Raw genomic sequence first — 19,745 nt, forward strand, 5'->3', positions numbered from 1 at the left:
TGTGGTTAGTCGTCGGCAAGCTGATCAAGAGCCTTCGCCATCGACGGGTTCCCTGGAGCGGGAATGTCACGAGGCGCGCCTTTGCTGACCAGTCCGGCCACACCCGAGTTGCAGGAACCCGAGCCGTCGTCTCGCCATTCCGTGCCGTCCGCGAACACTACTTTCTTCAGGAAGACGTTCACCAGCGGATAGTCACGATGGTAGATCACCTCACTCCAGCTCACTTGCCGCATTTCGCCAGCCTCAAGACTGTCGCGATCTCGCAGGTCGAAGAACAAGGGACGCGTAGTTTTCGCGTCGGCATACATGTCAACGCCCAGGGCAAGCTCGACGACTGCCTTGCCCGACAGATTCTTGTACGCGACATCGATCGTGTGCCCGCAGTGTACAAAGCAAGGCCGCTGGCCGGCATCCACGTAGCGCTCTGCCTTGACAACATCAACCGGGCAGGACTGCCCCGCAAACAGGAATGAGGTAAAAAGAAGGACTAACAGAAGGGGCCCCGTAAACGTACGCACATCGAACCTCGGGCACCGATGGTGACTACTTTGTATTAAGTATATGAAACGAACGAGCCGAGACCACGTGATGAGTGTCACTACACGGTGTGAGATAGCTTGGCCGCTTCATGGCCCGCGGCAATCCAAAACCGCAAATCATTAGATCAAAAATCGTAAATCCTACATCCCCAGTTCTTTCTTCAGCTTCTCCCACTTCCCGTTCACCAGATCCTTCGTCGCACGGTCGCTGTCCACCTCATCCGGCCACGGACGCGTGAATCCTTCCGCCGGCCACTTCCGTGTCGCGTCGATCCCCATCTTCGATCCGAAATCCGGCAGCCGCGACGAGTGGTCCAGCGAATCCACCGGACCGAGCATGAACTGAATGTCCCTCTCCGGATCGATGTTGTTCAACACCTTCCACACCACTTCACCCGTGTTCTGAACGTTGGTGTCTTCGTCCACTACGATGATGCACTTCGTGAACATCGCCTGACCCAGCGACCAGATCGCGTTCATCACCTTGCGGGCCTGTCCCGGATAAGACTTCTTGATCGACACGATCATCAGGTTATGGAACACGCCTTCCACCGGCAGATTCACGTCTACCAGTTCCGGGATCGTCATCTTCATCAGCGGCAGGAAGATGCGCTCGACCGCCTTACCCATATAGGCATCTTCCATCGGAGGCTTGCCGACAATCGTCGTCGCATAAATCGGATCCTTGCGATGCGTCACGCACGTCACGTGGAACACCGGATATAGGTCTTCGAGCGAGTAGAACCCGGTGTGATCGCCAAACGGACCTTCCGTCCGCAACTCCTCCAGATTCACATAGCCTTCCAGCACGATCTCTGCGTTCGCTGGAACTTCCAAATCCACTGTCTCGGCCTTGATCAACTCAACCGGCTTCTCGCGCAGGAAACCGGCAATCATGAACTCTTCCACTTCCGGAGGCGCCGGCACAATCGCCGAAAATGTCAGCGCCGGATCGGTCCCGATCGCCACCGCCACTTCCATCTTTCCGCTGGGCTGACCAGCATCCGCAATCCGTGACCCTCCGCCCGACCGCGCCATGATGTCCACCGCCGCGCCGCCTGCACCCACGGCCGCCGCTCTCATGCGCTCGCGATAATGTTCCGCCGCCACCTTCTGACGCTGCCAGTGCATCCCTGTCGTCTGCCCGTCATAAACCTGCATCCGATACATTCCGACGTTCCGCTTCCCTGTTTTCGGATCGCGCGTGATCACGCACGGTAACGTGATGAACCTTCCGCCATCCTTCGGCCAGCACTTCAGCACTGGAAAGTCTTCGAGTGAGAAGTTCCCGCGTTTGATCACCTCTTTGCACGGAGCCTTGTCCACAGTCTTTGGGAAGAACTTCCCCAGGTCCGCGAGCATCGGCAGCATCTTGATCTTGTCGAGAATGCCCTGTGGCGACTTCACATCCATGAACATGCGGATGCGGTCGCTCACCTCGTCCAGCGCCTTTACCTCCAGCGCCATGTTCATCCGCCGCGCCGACCCAAACTGGTTGATCAGCACCTTTTGCCCGGGATACCCCTTCACGTTCTCGAACAGCAGCGCCGGACCGCCACCCGCACTCTTCGACACGCGGTCGGCAATTTCCGTGATCTCCAGGATCGGATCCGCTTCCGTCCGAATTCTCCGCAACTCGCCGGCACGTTCCAGCGCCGCGATCCACTCGCGCAGGTCTTGATAGGCCAAGATTCCCCCAGGAACAACAATGTCTTGAAACAGCTGATTATAGACGCCTAATCTGCCAACTCCCCACCAGCAACTCCCATCCAATCTCCTGACGCAATTCGTTCCTGAGGTTCCCCATGCCTGTTTCCGAAAAGGACCACATCCGAGCCCTCTCGCAACTGGTTCTCAATCCAGCCCAGGCCGACGATGCCCTTTCTTTCGCCGCCTCGCTCGGTGAAGGCGACCGCGAACAACTGCTCCGCATCGCCGACTCGCACCATGTCACCGTACGTGCCATGTCCGTTCTGCACGAAACCGCCCGGCTGCGCGGAAACGATCTCGTCGCATATTGGGCTCTCCGCACCATCGAACTGGAAACCCAGCGCATTTCGACTGCGGTCGCTCACCTAGCCGAGGTTGTTCAGGAACTGGAATCTCACGGGTGCCCCGTCGTCGTTATGAAGTCGCTCGATCACTGGCCCGACCTCGGCAACGACCTCGATCTCTACTCCACCGCCACCGAGCGTCAGGTGGCCGACGTCTTCACCAACCGTCTGCGTGCCGAAATCGAGCCTCGCAGTTGGGGAGACCGTCTCGCGCAGAAATGGAATTTCAAAATTCCCGGACTTCGCGAATCCGTCGAAGTTCACGTCCAGCGTCTCGGACAAACCGGCGAACACACGCGCATGGCCCAGCGACTCGTTGGCCGTCGCGTCTACCGCGAACTCATGGGGTACAACTTCCCAGTTCCCGCGCCGGAAGAACGCGTCATCGTCGCCACGCTGCAGCGCATGTACCGCCACTTCTACTTCCGTATCTGCGATATCGCCAATACCGCCGCGATGGTCGAGCAGAACGAGATCAACTACCGCGAGCTCGAGCGTGCCGCGCACATCGGCGGCATCTGGCCCGGAGTCTGCACGTACTTGAAGATCGTTTCGGATTACGTCGAGGAATACCGCGGCGAAGCCCTGCTACTCCCGGTTCACGTCGTGGAAACCGCCGTCTGCGGCGGAGAGCAGGTTCACCCCAAGAACCGCTTCCTGCGCGTGCCGATCATGCCGCACGGTGCCCAGCTATATACGAAGCAGGTCACCACGGCCGCGCTCCGCGGAGACGTCGGCGCCACCTTCCGCCTCTCGCTCCTGCCTCCGCTCGCATCCGTCGCAGCGCTGGCCTACAAAGTTACTGGCAGCGACAAAGGGATCTGGTAGCGAACGCTGTCGCTAGCTTCGTCTCAGCATGTGCGGCAGGCCGCGCCCCCACGGTCTGCCGCACTCTGTTCCGCAAGGACTCTCCAAGTCCGATTGCGGAGCGATATTGCACACGGTCCCGCTGTCCTTAAACAGACGCGACCGAAGTTTCCTTCCATGCTCTGCTCTAGTCAAGCTAACTATCCTTAGAGATATGAGACGTGGACCATTTTGGAACAACCTCTTTCCGGCCACTTGACAGGTCATGTCCAGAGAACTACTCTCCGCACTCAATTGGAGTTCTTCTCGGGGTTCCCTCATCTAGCGGAGGTCACCATGAAACGCATATTTCGCTTTGCCCTTTTGGCGGTGATAACACTGGCCATGTGTGGCGGTGCGGTTGCCCAGTTTAACGCGGCTATCCAAGGTACGATCACGGATCAGAGTGGCGCCCTTGTCCCCGGCGCCAAGATAACCGTAACCAACACCGGAACGGGCGTTACTTATAACACCGTATCTACCAATGACGGTTTCTACCGGGTTTCCGGGCTTCCTCCAGCCGTCTACAGCGTCAGCGTCGACGCCGCAAGCTTCCGCAAGGAAGTCCTCAAGGATATTTCCGTCAGTGCCGAAAATGTCCGAGGCGTCAACATACAGTTGAGTGTCGGCGGTACGGAACAACAAGTTGAAGTCACCGCCGAGGCCGCAGCAATTCAAACCGAAAATGCGAACGTGAACCGTGGCATTAGCGCGCGGGAAATCACCGAGATTCCCCAGGTCGGCCGCGATCCTTATGAGCTCTTGCGCCTGACGCCCGGCATTTTCGGCGATGCCGCCCGTAACGGCCAAGGCAGAGCCAACTTCCTCCCGAACGGCGTTGGTCCCGGAGGATCCAGTTCATCCATCTTCCAGACCGAGAATCAGGTCCAGATCTCTGCCAACGGACAACGCGTCTCGGCGAACAGCTTCCAGGTCGACGGCGTAGGCGTGAACAGCCAGACATGGGCCGGCGCAGCCGTCATTACCCCAAATCAGGAATCGGTGAGTGAAGTCAGCGTGACGGCCGGAAGCTACTCTGCCGAAGACGGTCGCACTTCCGGCGCTCAAGTGAAGGTCGTCTCCAAGAGCGGCACCAATAACCTGCATGGAAGCGGCTTCTTCAAGTACGACGAACCCGGACTGAACGCCTACAACAAGTACGCAGACGGATGGGGGACAACAACTCGCACGCGTGTCGGCAACAAGCTTAGACAGTTCGGTGGCAGCCTCGGCGGCCCAGTGATCAAAGAGAAAGCCTTCTGGTTCTTCTCCTACGAGGGCGTCCGCCAATTCAATCAATTATTTGGGACCGGTTGGGTAACCACTCAGGACTATCGCCAGCGTGTTGCACAAGCGCGGGCAAACACGAATACGGCTACAGTTCTCGGCGCTACCGGTATTGAACCGCGCATCGTTGCCGTATCCGCTCCGAGTTGTGCCATATGGAACAATCCCGCGCTCTGTCAGGTGGTCAGCGGCGGAGTGGATGTTGGTTCCATGACGGGTGCCTACGGTCAATACGTCCCGCTCGGTACTCCCACCGGCGGCGGCTTTGATGGCCACCCTGATCTGAACTTCGTTCAGTACATGTTGCCATCAACCATTTCCGGCAACCAGTTCAACGGACGCTTCGATGTCCACCTGGGCCGAAATCAGTTCACCGCAAGTACGTACGTGACGCTCTACGACGAGATTGGCGCGAACGATGGTGCTGCTGGTGCTCCTGTGGCTGACGTGCGGAAGAAACCCGTTAACGGCGCTTACATGCTGTCGTGGCTGCGGACAATCTCCAACACCATGCTGAACGAAGCGCGCTTCAACATGACACGGTTCTCCTACAACCAGCTCTTGGACTCGGGGACAACTAACTTCGGCATCCCGCGTATCGAGGTGGAAGGTATGCCGATCCCAAGGCCAAAACTTGGTCCCGATTGGTCGGAGACAACCCCGGGCATCTTTGCCGAGAACACTTTCGAATTCCGCGACACCCTCACCAAGGTCTGGAATAACCACGCCTTCAAATTCGGATTCCAGGTTACGAAGGAACAGAACAACAACAATTTGGATGGTGGCGCACGCCCCCTCTACTCGTTCTCAGGACTGTGGAACCTAGCCAATGGCACGCCGATCTACGAACAGATCAACGCGGACCCACGGACCGGCGGAGTTCCCGACGCGCAGCGCTATTTCCGCAGCACCTACTACGCCGGATTCGTTCAGGACGACTGGAAAATCCGTCCGAACCTGACCTTGAATCTCGGCATTCGCTACGATTTCTTCAGCCCGCTTACGGAAAAGAACAACCGGATCAGCAATTTGATCTACGGATCCGACGGCCTCCTTGTGAATGCCGTTGTAAAGCCGATCGAGGGTGGCCTTTTCGGAGCTGACCACAATAACTTTGCCCCGCGCATCGGATTCGCCTGGAGTCCCTCCATCTTCGGCGACAAGGGCGTGATTCGCGGCGGGTACGGGCTTGCTTACAATCGGTTCCCCTTGCAGTTGTTCCAGAACACACGCGGCAACGTCCCCTTCTTTGCGCGTTATAACCTTTGCTGCGGAACTTCCGCGGCTGACTGGGGAAGTCCCTTTGCCGGCGGAAAGATCACGTACGTAGTCGGTAGCTCTAACTCTCCGTTTAGTTATCCTGCGAATCCGGCCTTAGCGCAAGGTATCGATCCGACTTACGGCAATGCTCTAGGTGGAAACGTGGAAATCTACGGGTCTCCGCAGAACATGCCGAATGCCTACGTCCAGAACTACTCTCTCGAAGTCCAATACGAACTGCCGCAAAGCATGACCATGGTGCTCGGCTACCAGGGAAGCGCCGGTCGCAAGCTGATTCGCTTGGTGAACCAGAACTTCCTGCAGCCTCCCGCGGGCGATCGCTGGTACGCGGTGTACTTCCCCACCCCGGACATCAACTCTTCTTACAACTCGCTCAATGCACAACTCAGTCGCCATTTCACAAATGGGATGCAGTTCCAGATGTTGTACACCTGGAGCAAGAGCATCGACTTCCTGTCGAATGAAGGGCCGGGATCGAGCACCAACCAAACCGATCCAGCACGTCTATACAACGAGCGTGGTCCTTCTGACTACGATCGCACCCACAACATGGTGATCTCGGGCATCTATGAACTGCCCTGGTACAAGACTCAGCAGGGTGCTGTTGGGCACGTCCTCGGCGGATGGCAGATCAGTGCCATCTTCAGCGCTCACTCCGGCTTTCCCTGGACGCCAGTGACTGGCACGCAGAGTTCCGTACCCATAACGGGTGCGTGGACCATCAATCCAACACGCCCAGTGGGTTATCTCGGCGGAAACCTGTTCGACACCGGTGATGACGCCTTCACCCGTCAGGGCGGAAACTTCCCTGGCGGCGGCACCAAGTACTTTGACATCAGCCATCCCGGTCCTCCGGGGATCGGCCGTAACTCTTTCCGTGGCCCTCGCTATTCGGCGCTCGACATGACGTTCGGCAAGGATACGAAAGTCCCGTTTATCGGTGAAGGAGCTGTGATGCAGTTCCGCGCCAACATCTTCAACATTTTCAATTCGCTCAATCTTCAGCCGTTCGGATTTGCGACCGGCAGCACCAAGATCGAAGATCCGCACTTCGGCATGGCAGAAAAGGCGTTGGCTGGCCGTGTTGTTGAACTCCAGGCTCGATTTACGTTTTAGCCTTTACACTCGTTCGATTGGCGGTGGGTGATCCCCACCGCCTTTTTACAATTGGACATACCGGAATGGAACGTAAGCAAACACGCCGGCAGTGGATCACGAACGCCGCGAAAGCTGCACTCGCCTATCCGATATTCAACATGGGAATCCTCGCCCTCTCGTGCGGAGGAGGAAACAAACCGACGCAGGTTCCCGCGCCCAATCCCGGATACACCGGATCCGACGACCAGTTAATGGATGAGATCGAGCGGACAGCATTCGATTTTTTCTGGACTGAAGCTAGCCCAACCACGGGTCAAGTTCGTGATCGCGCACTCGCCGTCGGTGGTGATACCCGCAAGTTCAGCAGCATCGCTTCCACTGGATTCGGTTTGACTGCATTGTGCATCGGGGACAAGCGCGGATATGGGAATTCAGCGCAGATCAAAGCCCGAGTGCTTACGACACTCGACTTCCTCGCCAATCAGATGCCGCACGAGCACGGCTTCTTCTACCACTTCGTGAATCTTGATACGGGCGCACGGTTTTCCAGCGACGTGGAAATCTCCACCATCGATACTTCCATCCTGCTCTGCGGAGTGCTGTTCGCGCGCGAGCATTACAAGGACGCGCAGATCACTGCGGCGGCAAACGCCATCTACGAGCGCATGGATTGGCCCTGGTTCCTGAACGGAGGCACAACCCTCTCCATGGGCTGGAAGCCCGAGAGCGGATTCCTGACTGCGCGTTGGGATCATTATTGCGAATTGATGATGATCTACCTGCTCGGCATCGCCTCCCCTACCCATCCACTATCACCCAGCACCTGGGAGGCTTGGACCCGTCCGCCCATTTCGTATCAGGGGTTGAACTATATCTATGGCGACTCGCCCCTGTTCGTGCACCAGTTCTCGCATGCATGGTTCGACTTCCGAAGCAAGCGCGACAAATTTGCCAACTACTTCCAGAATTCAATCGACGCCACGAAAGCACACAAGCTCTTCTGCCTCTCGCTTAGAAACCAGTTTGCGAGCTACTCCGAGAATCTGTGGGGCATTACGTCTTCAGACTCAATGAACGGCTACACCGCATGGGGCGGCCCTCCAGCGAAGGGCCCGATCGACGGCACCATCGTTCCCGGTGCATCTGCTGGTTCGTTGCCATTTTTGTTCGGCGATTGCATCGCGGTCCTCCGAAACATACGAAGCACTTACGGCCAGCTGGCCTGGAAGCGATATGGCTTCGTGGATGCCTTTAACCCGTTGACGAATTGGTTCAACCCCGATGTCATCGGCATCGATCAAGGCATCTCGATGCTCATGGCCGAAAACCAGCGCTCAGGATTCGTGTGGCAAGTATTCAGCTCAGCGCCAGAAGTACAAAGCGCCATGAAAGCCGTAGGATTCAGCTAGCCTTGCTGACAAATACGAGGCGTACCGTTTTGGGACAGGTTCTCCGTCCCTTCATAAAATCTACTTGGCAGTACCCGAGTTCGGGCCAATAATCCTGAAGGTTAACCCTAGGTTGAGCCCTCGCAGCTTTCTCCTGTAGTCGACAGATTGTTAATCAACCAACTTTGCACGGACGCCCGTCCTGAGTTACGCAAAGCCTTCCTACAGAATCGAGGATTCCATGTCGAGCGACAAGACCAGAAGTTACATCGCAAGTCTTGATGTAGGCCCCGCTCCTTTGAGGTTTGAAATTCCGAAGGGAGCGGAGATTCCGAAAATAGAAAATCTACCAGATGCCCTAATTGACGGTTCGTCAATGATCCAATTTCCGCCAGAAGCAACGCCCGAAATAAGGGAGAGCGTTGCCCTTTCACTATTAGCTGCTCAGCGGGTGGCGAGCTACGACAAAAGCATCCTGACTCCGGAACAATGGATCGAGCGGCACAAGGAGGTCTTGCAAAACCTGAACTGGACGGTTGAGGGGGGCGGTACTGTACGCCAGGAATTTAAAGACATCGATGTCGCGGTACACAAAGCGATCATCCCATTCTTGACTGCTGCATTTGCAGGATTGGCGTGGACCCTGATTTCGACCGCGCTCACTCAATTGCAGGAGATGGACAAGGACTCGCCCTGGATCACCCTCTATAACGCAAAGAGCCAGCGTTTTCAGATCACCGAGTATCAATTCTCGACTGTCAAAGTTGAAGGCAATCAGGTACACATGCGCATGGCATCAGCGCGCTTCGACGCTGAGTACGGCACCATCCAAGTCTTATTCGTGCGCGTGAAGAAAGAGCACGCCAAATTCGATTCCGTTGTCAGTAAATTGAATGCTCAAGCCGACTTGCTGATCGGTATGAATGCCGAACTAAAGAAGAAACTGGCCGAGATCACGAAGGAATACATCCAGAGCATCCCGGACGAGTTCTGGAAACCTGAGAAACTGCGGAAGCCCAAAGCCACGCGCACAGCCGCCTGACGTTGATGTCATACTGGCAACTGTTGGCGACCCACATCTGCCTGTCATTGGCAGATGTGGGACTTCCGCAAACTCCCATTTGGCACTCTCAGTTGTCTTACGGGACCGTTTTCCCGTTTTGAAAAAAGTGATGTCAAGGGGGTCAACGCCTTCCTTTTCGCCTAAGTTCCTGATTTAACGGCAAATATAAATTCCAAAATGCTGGCATGTTACCCCCAGCCAAATTGCTATCCTGAAAATGTAGGTGGAGAAACGATTTCATCTCTTCGTTTTTTCCATCGAAAGACGCCCCACGTGCGGTCGGCTCTTGAAGGGCTGGATACTTTAGATATTGCTTGTAAGTTGATGAAGAATAAATACATTACCCGCTGCGCCTACGCGCTCAAGACTTTACGCGAAAGTACCCACGTAAGTTGTTGATTCTTAAAGGCCGCTGCGGATTTTTTAAGTCCCCAGTCGATCACAGCGAGGGCTGACGCGGTGATTTTTCGGAACTAAAAAGGAAGGACTCACAAAAAAAGGCGCTCCTATGAGCGCCTTTTTGAACTTGGAGCGGGAGACGGGGATCGAACCCGCGACATCCGGCTTGGGAAGCCGACGTTCTACCGCTGAACTACTCCCGCTTGCGCTCCAAGTATAGCGCAATCGTCAAATGTAAACATTTTGCTAACTCGTCCCAGAGACACCCCGGGGGATGCCCACTCCGTCTAAAAAGGCGGTACCATGCTATAACCGCTAGACGACGGCGCCCAGCGTGGGGGATTCAATGCGCTACCAGAAAGCTCCTCTCCTACTCCTTCTCTCTTTGTCAGTCACTTTTGCGCAAGCCCAGACCGGCGGAAGTTCCGGCGGTAAAGGAGGCGGCTCAACTGGAGGATCCACCGGTGGCAGCGTCGGGACTCCAAGTTCTGGCAGTCGCACGCCTCGCCAGATACCACCACTCCCTGGCAGCGAGATCAATCGCCCCATTTACATCAGCGGCAACGTGGTCATGGAACAAGGCGGCCCCATTCCCGAACCTGTTGCCATCCAGCGCACCTGTGGCACCCAGGTCCGTCGCGAAGCCTACACCGATTCCAAGGGAGGCTTCAGCTTCATGTTCGGTGATAACATGGGCATTCTTCCGGACGCCTCCGAGAACGTTCCCATTCGCCCCAGCAGCTCTTTCACACGCGTCACGACCGCACAACTGTGGAACTGCGAATTGCGCGCCGTTCTGCCGGGCTACATCTCCAACGTTATCTCCCTCGCAGGACGCCAACTCACCGACATAGGCGATGTTGGCACCTTCGTCCTTCACAAGACCAGCACCGGCGAAGGCGACAGCATCAGCGTCATCAGCCTCCAGGCGCCTGACAACGCCCGCAAGGCTTACCAGAAGGCGCGCGAAGCCTACGACAAGAACAAGTTGCAGGACGTCGAGAAACAGACCACTAAAGCCATCGAGATCTACCCTAAGTACGCCGCCGCCCTCGACTTACGAGGCCGTGCCATGGAAAAGCTGAATCGGCGCGATGACGCCGCCCGCGATTACCAGTCTGCCATCGACGCCGACAAGAAGTTCGTACTACCCTACCTGCGCCTCGCGACTCTGCTGGCTTTCAAGAACGACTGGCCTCAAGTCCTGAAGCTGACCGATGAAGCAGTGCGACTCGATCCCGGTGGCTATCCGTTCGCCTACTACCTGCAGGCCGCAGCGAACTTGAATACCGGCAATATCAACGAAGCCGAGCGCGGCGCACTGAAAGCCGTAAGCCTCGACAAAGATCATCGCTATCCTCGCACCGAACTCCTCGCCGGCATCGTGCTCCAAACCAAAGGCGAGCATGCGAAAGCGGTACCCCACTTCCAAAACTTCCTAAAGATGGCGCCGAATTCAGCCGAGGCCCCGGACATCAGGAAATATCTGGTGCAACAGAACGCTGCCGTCACTCCCCCGGAGGTTCCCAAGCACTAGCCGGCACCAAGGCGTTATTTGGTTTCCAGACGTGCTGCTTTGCACGTAAGATTAGGGTCCCAAAACAGTCCGGAGGTGTCCCATGCGCTTCCAGCAGCGCGCCTTACTGGTGCTACTTATCGCCCTGCCCTGCCATCAACTCATGCACTCCCAGTCACGAGGATCTAATCCGAATAATGACCCGAACGCGCCGGCCTCGTCCGTGGCGAGAGAAATGCCGACCATGCCGTCGAGTCGCGTCGTTCAGTTGACGGGAAGGGTTGTCCTGGACCAGGGCGGCAGTCCACTGCCCGAGCGCATCGCCATCCAGCGCGTCTGCGGAGACAAGATCGTTCGCGAAACCTACACCGACAGCAAGGGCCATTTCAACTTCCAAATCGGCCAGAATCGCATGGAATTTCAGGAAGCTTCGGAAAGTGGCCCAGGCCGCGCAACAGAGCAATCCACCGGTGCTGCGGCCCGTGAACTTTGGAATTGCGAACTTCGGGCTTACCTTCCGGGCTACGTTTCATCGTCGGTTTCGTTGGCTGGACGCGACAGCAGCATGTTCGGCGACCTTGGCGTTATCACCCTGAAGAAAGTCAATCAGGGCACAGGCGAGACCGTTAGCTCCACCAGCTTAAGCGCGCCGGGCGATGCGAAGAAGGCTTTTGAAAAGTCACGGGAAGCCTTCGAAAAGAAGAAACTCGAAGAGGCGGACAAGCAAAGTGCTAGAGCCGTGGAAATCTATCCCCAATACGCCGCGGCCTGGGACCTTCGCGGCATGATCCTCGAACGTCTGGGTAAGAACGACGAAGCACGCAAGTGTTACGAATCTGCCATCGCTGCCGACAGCAAGTACGTCTTACCCTACGTAAAGCTAGCGTCGCTTCATGCCGCCAAGCCTGATTGGCCGGCCGTCTTGCAGGTCACCGAGACAGCCATCGGTCTTGATCCGGTCAGTTTCCCAATGCTGCACTACTTGCGCGGCGCGGCATTCTTGAGTACTGGCAAACTTGCGGAAGCCGAACAGTCGGCGCTCCGAGCAGTTGAACTAGACCGAGAAAGGCGTTTTCCACGCACCGAGTTCCTGGCTGGCATCATTCTCCAGACCAAAGGTGACCACGCAAATGCGGTGCCGCATTTTAAGAACTATCTCCGAATGGTTCCCGACAGTGCTGAGGCTCCCAAAATCAAGCAATATCTCGCCGAGCAACATTCATCTGCGGCTACGCCAGCCCAAGCCAAGTAATCCCGAGGGCTGTCTTACAATGAAGGCAGCCCTTTCTTTTGGATTACGAATTGAAAACCAGCATCTTCGAAATTTTTAAGATCGGTATTGGACCCTCCAGTTCTCACACCGTTGGACCGATGCGCGCGGCACGTGACTTCGCAGCGCGAGTCGATGAGAGCGGTAAGCTCCACCAAGTCGAGCGCATCTCAGTGGAGCTCTACGGCTCACTGGCACTGACCGGAAAAGGACACGCTACTGATCGAGCGGTAATTCTTGGGCTGATTGGCGAAGTTCCCGACCTGGTAGATCCCGCGACAATCGATAGCAAGGTCCAGTTGGTGCATGAAACCGAGTCCCTAAACCTCCTCGGCAAGAAACGCATACCGTTCAACGAAAGCGGTGACATCGTCTTCTTAAAGAAAGAAACGATGCCCGGCCACTCGAACACGGTCCGCTTCACCGCGTTCGGATCACACGGCCAAGTGCTGGACACGCAGACGTACTATTCGATCGGTGGCGGATTCATTCAGCGCGAAGGTGAACCGGAATCTGCCGGAGAGAGAGCGCCTGTACCGTACCCGTTCCGCAGCGCAAGCGATCTGCTTGAGATCGGAAATTCCACGGGCCTCGCGGTATGGCAGATCGCACTAGCGAACGAGAAGGCTTGGCACACGGAAGCCGAAATCCGTTCTTACCTTGAACGGGTGTGGCACACGATGGAAGCTTGCGTCCAGCGCGGCTTACAGACGGAAGGCATTCTGCCGGGAGGACTGAAGGTGCGGCGCCGTGCCCCTGCGCTCGCCCGTAAGCTCGCGGCTCGCAATAGCACTGATCCTCTCGCTCCCATCGATTGGGTCAACGCCTTTGCGATGGCCGTGAACGAAGAGAACGCGGCCGGTGGACGCGTTGTGACCGCTCCCACCAACGGCGCTGCCGGAATTATTCCGGCGGTCGGTCATTACTATCGTCGATTCGTTTCGGGTGCGAACTTCGAAGGCATTCTCCGCTACCTGCTGACGGCCGGGGCGATCGGGATTCTCTACAAGGAGAATGCATCCATTTCCGGCGCCGAGGTGGGATGCCAGGGCGAGGTCGGCGTTGCATGTTCCATGGCCGCAGGAGGACTTGTCGCAGCCGAAGGCGGCACTAATCTTCAGGTGGAATATGCGGCTGAGATCGGAATGGAACACAACCTCGGCATGACCTGTGACCCGATCGGCGGCCTGGTACAGATTCCCTGTATCGAGCGGAACGCGATGGGTTCGGTAAAAGCCATCAACGCTGCCCGCATGTCGATGCAGGAGACCGGCGATCACAAGGTGTCGCTCGACCAGGTGATCAAGACGATGTATCAGACCGGGCTGGATATGCAGTCGCGCTACAAAGAAACCTCGTTGGCGGGATTGGCCCTGAACGTCATCGAGTGCTGAGACAAAGAAATAAGGCCGCACATGGCGGCCTTTTATTCCAAGCCTTGAAGCTACTTCTTCTTCAGTCTCTCCAGAGCAGCGCCAACAATCAACGGCAGTCCCACCGTGGCATCGAGAAGAACTTCGGCGAATCTGCCGCCTTCTTCTTCCGGCACGAACTTGCCCCACGAGACCGCTTCCCTGTATGGAGATCCTGACAACCCGCCCCAGTTCACCGGCTCCGGACAAATCCGCAGTCCATAGTGATACCGCTTCAGTTCCACGTCTTCGCCGCCACGGCGCACGCGCAGTTCGCAGTATGGTCCGAACTGCTGCGACCAGTTGCGAGGCACACCGCCACCAATTGTGAAGATGCCTAGGCGCTTTTGTGCGAGGAGTGTCTCGGCAAAATGATTGAGATCATAGAAAGGATCAAAGGAAATTAGCTGGCGTCCCTCTTTTGCACGTTTGCGGTTGTGGAGGGCAAAGTCCAGTCCAAGTTCGGAATCTGAGAACGCGGGAACGAATACCGGAACGCCCTTTTCATAGGCGGACTTCAAGATGCCGCGGTCCTTCACGTTCTCGCTCAAATACTTCCCGATCTCGCGGTTCACCTTCCACGAGCACATCGTCTCCTTGGCGTCCCACTTTTCGAAGATCTGGGCAACGATGCCTTCCACGAAGTTCAGGTTCGTCTCCGGTTCAAGGGTGTCGTAGACACGGTTGTACCCCGCTTCGTATAGCTCGACGTCGTCCATCTTCGGGTCGTAGCGGAAGTGCGACTTCCCCGCTGCTTCCACGAGGCCATGCGCCATCAGCGCGCCGGTGGAAACTAATGCCTTGACGATGCCGGCGTCGATCAGGTCGGCGATCACCAGTCCCTGCTTTGCGACCGTCATTGCGCCGGAAAGGGTCATGACGACAAAGCAGTCTTTATCGCGAGCCATCGCTTCGAGCACGTCAGCGCCATTGCCGATTTCGCGTGCTCCAAATGCGGTATTCCCCATTGCGGTGACGAGGTCATTCACACTCTTGATCTTTGAGAGATCGAGCGGCGCCAGGGGAATCAGTTTGTCGGAAACCGGATCGTGCAGCTTGCGGTCGATACCCGCGCCTTCCTGTTGATGCTTATCGTGCATGGGCTCCTCAGAATGAATCAGATGATGATGTCCAATCCATCAAAGTAAATGCCGAGAGGGCGACCGTCAATGTCAACACGGAAAGAACGGCTGCAACGACAAACTAGGCTATAATCCACAGCCTCAAAGGAGCTCCCAATGCTCTTGCGGCACCACGTTTTGCATTCGACCTTATTACTTGGAGTGATGTCGGCCCAGATTGTCCTCGGATTAGCAATCCAGCAAGGACTTGACGGTTCCGACGGCTTTGGGTCAAACGATGTCGTGCTGAATGCACCGGTGTGTGCCAGCTTAACGTCGACCCGCGACCAATCACTCCCCGACGGCAATCGCATAACGAAAACATATTCTGTCCGGATTTGCCGAGATTCTCGGGGTCGAACATCGCAGATGTTCGATGAACCGAATGCCCCTGAATTTCGTCCCGACGTAATACAGAACCCTGCAGTCAACGAGCGCATCATTCTAGATCCAGTTCGCAGAATCGCGGCGAAGCACGTCATGCGATTCGACATAACACGAGGTTTCTCCCCGTACGCCGCGGGGTCGTCTGACATCGTGATTGAGGACCTGGGTGACGCTTGGATTGACGGCATCTTCACTCGCAAGTCGAAAATTACGCGCACTATTCCCGTCGGCAGAATGGGCAATGAGCACGAGATGAAGATTGTGGTGGAACGCTGGTACTCTCCGGATCTGAAGATCGTCGTCCTGCAAAAGCAACGCGATTCGATGGGATCTTCGGTTACCGAAGTAAAGAATGTCGTCCCCGGCGAACCCGAGTACTCTTTGTTCGAAATCCCCCCGGATTACACAGTGGACACCACTTACATGCAGCGCGAGCCAAACCTGAAATAGAGCGCTGTTATATTGTAGGAAGTTCGAATGTTGCGTTGGAGGCGTGTGTCTTGGCGAGTGAGCGTTTCACTGTCGGATTAGTCCAGATGAAGTGCGGCCCTGAGCCCGAGCAGAACCTCGCCCATGCCATCGAGATGACCCGCGAGGCTGCCGGAAAAGGCGCGCAAGTCGTGTGCCTGCCCGAGTTGTTCATGACGCAGTACTTCTGCCAGCGCGAGGACCATGCGCTCTTCGACCTTGCCGAACCGATCCCCGGACCGACCACGCAGAAACTGGCGGAAGTTGCCAAGCAGAATAAGATCGCGCTCATCGCTTCGTTGTTCGAGAAGCGTGCGCCTGGTGTCTATCACAACACCGCCGCCATCTTCGATTCCGACGGATCGATGAAGGGCATGTATCGCAAGATGCATATTCCCGACGATCCTCTCTATTACGAGAAGTTCTACTTCACGCCCGGTGATCTCGGGTACCAGGCGTTTAACACCGCACCGGGCAAGATCGGCACGCTCGTCTGCTGGGACCAGTGGTATCCGGAAGGCGCACGTCTGACGGCGCTCAAGGGCGCGAACATCATCTTCTACCCGACGGCGATCGGTTGGCATCCGGCGGAGAAGGCCGAGTGGGGCGACGCCCAGTACGATGCGTGGCGCACGATCCAGCGCGCACACTCGATCGCGAACGGAGTGTTTGTCGGCGTGGTGAATCGCGTCGGGCATGAAACTGGCAACGTTCGCGGCAACGAAGTCAAAGGCGCAGGCCTCGACTTCTGGGGTGGATCCTTCATCAGCGACCCCTTCGGACGCGTGATCGCCCAAGCTTCGCACGATAAGGAAGAAATCCTGATTGGCGAAGTGAACACGAAGCTCATGGAGGAGATCCGCCGCAACTGGCCCTTCCTTCGCGATCGCCGGATTGACTCGTACTCGCAGATTACGCACCGCTTCCTGGACTAAAGAACAACTTGGCAAAGAACCCACAATTCCGCATGCCCGCCGAATGGGCGCCGCACGCCGCCACGTGGCTCGCGTGGCCGCACAACAAGTCCGACTGGCCAGGTAAGTTTCAGCCGATCCCGTGGGTGATCGCCGAGATCGTGCGGTATCTCGCGCGCAACGAACGCGTTGAGCTCATCGTCCAGAACGAGGCCGAAGAGAAACAGGCACGCAGCGTATTGAAACGTGCGGAAGGGCTGATTGAGCCCAACAAGATCACGTTGACCGATCAAGGGCGCGGCGTGCGCTTTCATCGTTGGCCCACAGACCGCATCTGGACGCGTGATTCCGGGGCCATCTTCGTCACCAAGCCGGGTGCAAGAGATTCCGGCGACATTGAAGATCGCGAACTCATTCGTCCGGTCAATTTCCGCTTCAACGCCTGGGCCAAGTACGACGACTGGAAGCACGACAACCAGGTTCCGCTTCGGATGGCGAAGGTCCTCAAGCTCGACGCGATTAACGCTGAACTACCGAACGGAAGCAAGCCTCGTCACTTCGTGCTTGAGGGTGGATCGATCGACACGAACGGCAATGGCGTATTGCTCACAACCGAAGAGTGCCTGCTCTCGCCAATTCAGCAGCGCAATCCCGGCCTCACTCGCGAGCAGGTTGAACAGGCGCTGTGCGATTTCCTTGGGCTGGAGAAGATTCTCTGGCTGGAAAGTGGCATCGTCGGTGACGACACGCACGGGCACGTCGATGACATCACCCGGTTCGTTGCGAAAGACACGATCCTCACCGTTGTCGAACCGAACACGAGCGATCCGAATCACCAGATCCTTGCTGAAAACATGAAGCGGCTGAAAAAGATGACCGACCAGAACGGACGCCGCTTCCAGATCCTCGAGCTACCCATGCCAGATCCGGTCATCTTCCGCGGACAGCGCCTCCCTGCCTCGTATGCGAACTTCTACATCGCGAATGGAGTTGTGCTGGTGCCGGTGTTCAACGATCCGAAGGATCGGGTCGCGCTTAATATCCTCGCCGATCTGTTCCCGAAGCGCGACGTGGTTGGAATCTACTGCCGCGATCTGGTGTGGGGACTCGGCACGATCCACTGTATGACCCAGCAGCAACCGGCGATCTAAGCCGAACGCGCGTGCGTCTGAGCGGCATCGGCTTTCGCCATCCACTTGCCGAGTTGGCCTGTGAAGATCAGGTACACCATGCGAAAGTCGCTGATGAACGACCACCACGGATGGCCGAACGTTGCGGGTCTGTTTCCTTCAACGACAAAGTGTCCGAACCACGCGAAGCCGTAACCGATCACCGGCCACAGTAGCGCGTACCAGGGATGGCCGCTTGCGAACGCCCACACCGCCACCGCGAGCCCTAATAAAGTCCCGCAGCAGTGCAGGGTGCGATTTCCCGGGTGGCTGTGCGCGCGCAGGTAAAAGGCGAAGAAGTCGTCGTAGTCGCGGAATTCAGTCTTGCTCATATGCCCCACGTTGACGATTACTCTGCGCCGAATCGACCGTTTTGGCAAGTGATGGCAAATGAAAAGGCCGGAACCGAAGTCCCGGCCTTGGCTGCACAAGGAAGTCTTACTTCTTGTAATAAGCTCTCCAAACGCCAACGCCTACCGTGCCGAGTCCGAGCAACCCAAGCAGGGGCAGTTCAGATCCGGTCTGCGGAAGTGCGCCGCTCTCGGAAGAGTTGGAACCTGCGCTCTGGTCAGCCGCGGTTCCGGAGGCGTTCGGGTCGGTTGCGTTCGAACGCGGAGTCGTGTCGGTCGAGGTCGAGCCAGCCGTACCGGTCTGGTTCATGTCCGTCGAAGTGCTGCCGGCGGTGCCGGTCGTGTCGGTAGCGGACGTACCGCTGCCTACCGAGCCTGCCGCTGCGCCGCTCTGATTCGTGGTCGATCCAGCGGTGCTGCCGGTCTGATCATTGGTCGTCGCCGCACCAGTGGTGCCGCCCGTGGTGGTACCCGCTGCTGCGCCGCTCTGAGTGCTGGTGGTACCTACGCCAGTCGTATCTGTCTGGCTGCTGACGCCAGGAGAAGTCGTGGTGCCCGTTCCTGCCGCATCATTGGTGGTAGAAGTTGCGGAGCCTGAAGTCGTTCCAGTGGTACCGATAGTTGCGCCAGTCGTATTGGCCGTTCCTGACTGATCCGTGGTGGACGGAGTTGTTGCCGCCGCGCCGGACTGATCCGTGGTGGACGTTGCGCTTCCGGTGCCAGTCTGGTCCATCGTGCCCGTGGAAGTCGTGCCCGTGGTGGTGCTGGTAGTACCGGTCTGATCCGTGGCCGTTCCGGTCGTGCTGGTCGAAGTACCCGGTGTGGTTGTAGCCGGCTGGCTTTGTGTCATCGAGGGATCGCTCGTCGTGCCTGTTGTCGACCCAGTGGTGCCTGTAGTTTGGGCGGATGCTACTCCAAGGCAGAGCAGCAACGCCGCCGTCATCCCCAGTGCTTTCATGCTGTGTTCCTCCCGCTAGACTGCTGCGCAGTCTTGAGTTCATCTCGAAATTCACGAAGTGGCGTCTGCAATGGGATGGGGTCGAACCCCATGAAGTTGTCAAGTATTCGAGAGTTGCTCACTTTAGCGTTAAGCCGCTCTGGCCAGAATTGGTGATCCGGGTCTCTGGGGTGGCACGAAACGTAACATCACTTCTCGCCGCAACTCACGACGAAGCGTGACCAG

General features: G+C 57.0%; 15 protein-coding genes and 1 tRNA gene. 10 read left to right on the forward strand and 6 right to left on the reverse strand.

The window, feature by feature from the left end; genetic code table 11:
• Window positions 1-5 precede the first annotated feature (5 nt).
• Entirely contained in the window at window positions 6-518 is a 513-nt protein-coding gene (locus VN577_03040) for a hypothetical protein (GenBank protein HWR13775.1), read from the reverse strand.
• A gap of 162 nt (window positions 519-680) precedes the next feature.
• Entirely contained in the window at window positions 681-2,228 is a 1,548-nt protein-coding gene (locus tag VN577_03045) for a UbiD family decarboxylase (GenBank protein ID HWR13776.1), read from the reverse strand.
• Between the two features lie 116 nt (window positions 2,229-2,344).
• Here VN577_03045 and VN577_03050 point away from each other — a divergent pair, with 116 nt between their 5' ends.
• From VN577_03050 to VN577_03065, 4 genes are all read left to right on the forward strand, one after another.
• Window positions 2,345-3,421 (forward strand): nucleotidyltransferase family protein, encoded by a 1,077-nt coding sequence (locus tag VN577_03050; GenBank protein HWR13777.1) that lies wholly within the window; start codon window positions 2,345-2,347, stop codon window positions 3,419-3,421.
• Between the two features lie 315 nt (window positions 3,422-3,736).
• Window positions 3,737-7,123 carry a TonB-dependent receptor gene (locus VN577_03055; protein ID HWR13778.1) on the forward strand — a complete coding sequence of 1,129 codons (3,387 nt, stop codon included), beginning with the start codon at window positions 3,737-3,739 and terminating at the stop codon, window positions 7,121-7,123.
• Between the two features lie 65 nt (window positions 7,124-7,188).
• A complete protein-coding gene (locus tag VN577_03060) occupies window positions 7,189-8,514 on the forward strand; it encodes a glucoamylase family protein (protein HWR13779.1) in 1,326 nt (441 codons plus the stop codon).
• 355 nt (window positions 8,515-8,869) lie between these two features.
• Window positions 8,870-9,535: a hypothetical protein gene (locus VN577_03065; GenBank protein ID HWR13780.1), complete on the forward strand. Its 666-nt coding sequence runs from the start codon at window positions 8,870-8,872 to the stop codon at window positions 9,533-9,535.
• A gap of 548 nt (window positions 9,536-10,083) precedes the next feature.
• Here the strand turns inward: VN577_03065 and VN577_03070 are convergent.
• A tRNA-Gly gene (locus VN577_03070) sits at window positions 10,084-10,158 on the reverse strand.
• A 143-nt stretch (window positions 10,159-10,301) separates the two neighbouring features.
• Here VN577_03070 and VN577_03075 point away from each other — a divergent pair.
• The 3 genes from VN577_03075 (at window position 10,302) to VN577_03085 (ending at window position 14,135) form a co-directional block, all read left to right on the forward strand.
• On the forward strand, window positions 10,302-11,492 hold the full coding sequence (locus tag VN577_03075) for a hypothetical protein (protein HWR13781.1): 1,191 nt from the start codon (window positions 10,302-10,304) through the stop codon (window positions 11,490-11,492).
• An 82-nt stretch (window positions 11,493-11,574) separates the two neighbouring features.
• Window positions 11,575-12,723, forward strand: a complete 1,149-nt coding sequence (locus tag VN577_03080; GenBank protein ID HWR13782.1) for a tetratricopeptide repeat protein — start codon at window positions 11,575-11,577, stop codon at window positions 12,721-12,723.
• 50 nt (window positions 12,724-12,773) lie between these two features.
• The gene (locus tag VN577_03085; GenBank protein ID HWR13783.1) at window positions 12,774-14,135 is read left to right on the forward strand and encodes an L-serine ammonia-lyase; all 1,362 of its coding nucleotides are present in this window, start codon (window positions 12,774-12,776) and stop codon (window positions 14,133-14,135) included.
• Between the two features lie 50 nt (window positions 14,136-14,185).
• Here VN577_03085 and VN577_03090 read toward each other — a convergent pair whose 3' ends face one another.
• Window positions 14,186-15,253: a deoxyhypusine synthase family protein gene (locus VN577_03090; protein HWR13784.1), complete on the reverse strand. Its 1,068-nt coding sequence runs from the start codon at window positions 15,251-15,253 to the stop codon at window positions 14,186-14,188.
• A gap of 138 nt (window positions 15,254-15,391) precedes the next feature.
• On the opposite strand from VN577_03090, the gene VN577_03095 reads away from it, so the two are divergent.
• Genes VN577_03095 through VN577_03105 form a run of 3 tightly spaced genes read left to right on the forward strand, consistent with a single transcriptional unit; the run spans window position 15,392 to window position 18,194 of the window.
• Complete coding sequence (locus VN577_03095) at window positions 15,392-16,111, forward strand: hypothetical protein (protein HWR13785.1); 720 nt, start codon at window positions 15,392-15,394, stop codon at window positions 16,109-16,111.
• A gap of 50 nt (window positions 16,112-16,161) precedes the next feature.
• Window positions 16,162-17,064 carry a carbon-nitrogen hydrolase gene (locus VN577_03100; protein ID HWR13786.1) on the forward strand — a complete coding sequence of 301 codons (903 nt, stop codon included), beginning with the start codon at window positions 16,162-16,164 and terminating at the stop codon, window positions 17,062-17,064.
• An 8-nt stretch (window positions 17,065-17,072) separates the two neighbouring features.
• Window positions 17,073-18,194: an agmatine deiminase family protein gene (locus tag VN577_03105; protein ID HWR13787.1), complete on the forward strand. Its 1,122-nt coding sequence runs from the start codon at window positions 17,073-17,075 to the stop codon at window positions 18,192-18,194.
• Here VN577_03105 and VN577_03110 read toward each other — a convergent pair.
• Entirely contained in the window at window positions 18,191-18,544 is a 354-nt protein-coding gene (locus VN577_03110; GenBank protein HWR13788.1) for a DUF962 domain-containing protein, read from the reverse strand. The two genes, VN577_03105 and VN577_03110, sit on opposite strands and share 4 nt — an antisense overlap.
• A 106-nt stretch (window positions 18,545-18,650) precedes the next feature.
• The gene (locus tag VN577_03115; GenBank protein HWR13789.1) at window positions 18,651-19,520 is read right to left on the reverse strand and encodes a hypothetical protein; all 870 of its coding nucleotides are present in this window, start codon (window positions 19,518-19,520) and stop codon (window positions 18,651-18,653) included.
• Window positions 19,521-19,745 lie beyond the last annotated feature (225 nt).

Source organism: Terriglobales bacterium, assembly GCA_035561515.1.
GTDB lineage: Bacteria > Acidobacteriota > Terriglobia > Terriglobales > Acidobacteriaceae > DATMXP01.

Coding starts and splice junctions, on each gene's coding strand:
- VN577_03115 (HWR13789.1), bottom strand. CDS start 19,520: ATGAAAGCACTGGGGATGACGGCGGCGTTGCTGCTCTGCCTTGGAGTA.
- VN577_03095 (HWR13785.1), top strand. CDS start 15,392: ATGCTCTTGCGGCACCACGTTTTGCATTCGACCTTATTACTTGGAGTG.
- VN577_03050 (HWR13777.1), top strand. CDS start 2,345: ATGCCTGTTTCCGAAAAGGACCACATCCGAGCCCTCTCGCAACTGGTT.
- VN577_03090 (HWR13784.1), bottom strand. CDS start 15,253: ATGCACGATAAGCATCAACAGGAAGGCGCGGGTATCGACCGCAAGCTG.
- VN577_03060 (HWR13779.1), top strand. CDS start 7,189: ATGGAACGTAAGCAAACACGCCGGCAGTGGATCACGAACGCCGCGAAA.
- VN577_03065 (HWR13780.1), top strand. CDS start 8,870: ATGATCCAATTTCCGCCAGAAGCAACGCCCGAAATAAGGGAGAGCGTT.
- VN577_03075 (HWR13781.1), top strand. CDS start 10,302: ATGCGCTACCAGAAAGCTCCTCTCCTACTCCTTCTCTCTTTGTCAGTC.
- VN577_03110 (HWR13788.1), bottom strand. CDS start 18,544: ATGAGCAAGACTGAATTCCGCGACTACGACGACTTCTTCGCCTTTTAC.
- VN577_03080 (HWR13782.1), top strand. CDS start 11,575: ATGCGCTTCCAGCAGCGCGCCTTACTGGTGCTACTTATCGCCCTGCCC.
- VN577_03055 (HWR13778.1), top strand. CDS start 3,737: ATGAAACGCATATTTCGCTTTGCCCTTTTGGCGGTGATAACACTGGCC.